This is a genomic window from Protofrankia coriariae, from assembly GCF_001017755.1.
Taxonomy (GTDB): domain Bacteria; phylum Actinomycetota; class Actinomycetes; order Frankiales; family Frankiaceae; genus Protofrankia; species Protofrankia coriariae.
In genome coordinates this window covers 1-2,251 of the sequence record NZ_JWIO01000097.1, presented here as the reverse complement: position 1 = coordinate 2,251, position 2,251 = coordinate 1, and the positions used below count along the sequence as shown (strand labels likewise).

2 protein-coding genes are annotated in these 2,251 nt (G+C 64.4%); both read right to left on the bottom strand.

The window, feature by feature from the left end; translation table 11 throughout:
• Nucleotides 1-947, bottom strand: a 947-nt coding sequence (locus FrCorBMG51_RS24325; RefSeq protein WP_047225330.1) for a type I restriction endonuclease, incomplete at its 3' end; no start/stop codon positions are given.
• The gene (locus FrCorBMG51_RS24320) at nt 947-2,116 is read right to left on the bottom strand and encodes a restriction endonuclease subunit S (RefSeq protein ID WP_052915015.1); all 1,170 of its coding nucleotides are present in this window, start codon (nt 2,114-2,116) and stop codon (nt 947-949) included. The genes FrCorBMG51_RS24320 and FrCorBMG51_RS24325, both read right to left, overlap by 1 nt.
• Nucleotides 2,117-2,251 lie beyond the last annotated feature (135 nt).

The following is a 2,251-nucleotide window of genomic DNA, read 5'->3' as shown; positions in this document are numbered from 1 at the left end:
GCCGAGTGCTCGATCAGGTACCTGTGGCCGACGCCCTCCTCGCGCACGGCGTCGACGATGTTCGTCACGGCCTCCCACTGGTGGAACCGCGGGAAGAGCATGCTGGTGCGCCGTACCGACGTCCCCGTCGCGACGTCCCACTCCTGCCTGGTCTCCACGATCATCAGCCGTCCGATGATGGTGAGCCAGGTGTCCTTCTCCCAGACCCGCTCCCACAGGTACGCCGTCGCCGACCGCCCCTCGGCACCCGGCGGGTTCCCCGCCCCGCTGTCATGGCCGATGTTGAACGGCAGGAAATGGGTCTTCTCGCCCTCCAACCTGGTGGTCATCGCCGCCAGGTCGTTGGAGACCGCGAAGTGCACCAGCGCCCGATGCCCGAACGACAGCAACGGCTCCGGCCGGCCGTTCGTGACCGGGCGCCGGTCCTTGCGGTACTGGCTGATCGCCTCGTCCAGCGACTGCGTGAAGTCCGTCTTCAACTCCACCGTCGCCACCGGCAGCCCGTTGACGAAGAACACCAGGTCCAGACTGCGCTGATCCGCGGTGGAGAAACGCACCTGCCGCATCACTCGCACCCGCATGGCCGCATATTGCGCCACCGTCGTCGCGTTCAGGCTGGTCTCCGGCCGGAACTGCGCCAGCTTCAACCGGCCACCACCGATGTAGACGACCCCGTTACGCAGGATGTTCAACGTCCCGCCACCGTGTTCCAGCGGCTTGTCGAGCGCCGTGGTCAGCACGTCGAGGAACTTCGCCTCCGACCCGGCAGCCTTCAACGCCTTCCCGTACGCCGCCGGCTGAGTCTCCTCCAACCAGCCGAACACGTCCGCGGGGAAGAGCGCCCGCTCGCGGTCATACCCGGAATCATCCGCCGAGTACAACCATCCGTGAGCCCCCAGATACGCACAGATCTCGGACTCGAAGACAACCTCGTTGTAGTCGGCCATCAGACCAGATCCCGCACATCGATCTGCCCCGTCACAGCCGCCGTGATCAGCGCCACCCGCCGCTCACGGGCCAGTTCGATGAACCGCTCCGCTTCAATAATCAGCGTGTCAATCTTCACGGTCTCGGCGGTGGATTGAGTGACGAGAGCATCCTGAGTGCCCCTGTCCGTAAGCGGGATCTCAACTTGTTGCACGACTTTCGTGTTGAGTCGCAGCCGAGTCGAGCCACGAGCAAGCAGCATGATCTGCGAGCGCGTCTGCGGTGCTGACATGACCCAGGCAAGGTAAGCGGCACTCACCTCGGCATTGGGGCGAAGGCGGTAGCAGTCTGCTTTCACGACGGCCTGCCCAAGCGCAGGCACGACTGCGGCTCGCCCCAGCGGCATGTGGTCGTCACCCAGGCCAGCGACAACGACATCGCCCTGCTCTACTGTATGTGCTTCGAGCTCCGCTGCGTAGTCGAGCGGGATGAACGCAGTGTCGCCGTCCTTGAACTCATTCACGCCGATGTTGCCAAGCCGGACCACCCGAGCGCCATCGTCGGAGTAGTGAGCCGAGGTAAGCGAAGAGCCAAACGGCCCATCGACGATCGAGTCGATGACGCGGCGAACGCTGACAAGCTGACCGTGATGTTTGGCAGTCTCCACATGCGCCGCCCATGTCGAATCTCGTCGCTCGCGGAGCATCTCGATCAGGCGCTGCTGCTCCTTGATGAGCGTGTCGATGCGGGCGGTCTCGCGGTCGAGGTAGTCGGCGATGGCGCGCTGCTCCTCCAGCGGCGGGAGCAGGATCGGCATCAGCCGGAACTCGTCGTTATCGATCTCGGCTTGGCCGATGCGCACGCCGCGCGAGAGCAGCGCGTAGCCGTTGGTGTAGATGGTCGAGCGAAGGAGCCAGTTGAGGTAGCGGGCGTCCTCACCATGGCGCGGCGCGAAGCAGATGTAGTGACCGGAAACGATCCCGCGGAGCGGGGATATGCCGACCGAACCTTGCCATGCCTTCATCCGGTTGGCGACCAGCCAACCCGGGTGGACGAGCTGGTAGATGCTGCGGTTCTCGGCGGTCTTGTTGATGTTGTCGCGCGAGTCCTTCGCCACGACGCCGTACTCGCGGAAGACGGATAGCATCCGCTCTTCCGGATGGTCCACATCCTTGATGCGTTCGAACATGGACCACAGCGGCTTCGTGGTCCAGTGCGGCGGAACCTTCCCAAGCCAGGAGACACCGGAGTCGACGAGGTCGGGCCTCTCAGCGATCACCCTCGACCTCCCGCAACAGCTCAAGGATCTTGGCGACCTGCTTCT

What these genes read in the sequence shown, in the direction of transcription:
- FrCorBMG51_RS24320 (WP_052915015.1), bottom strand. Translation starts at nt 2,116, where the DNA reads ATGTTCGAACGCATCAAGGATGTGGACCATCCGGAAGAGCGGATGCTA.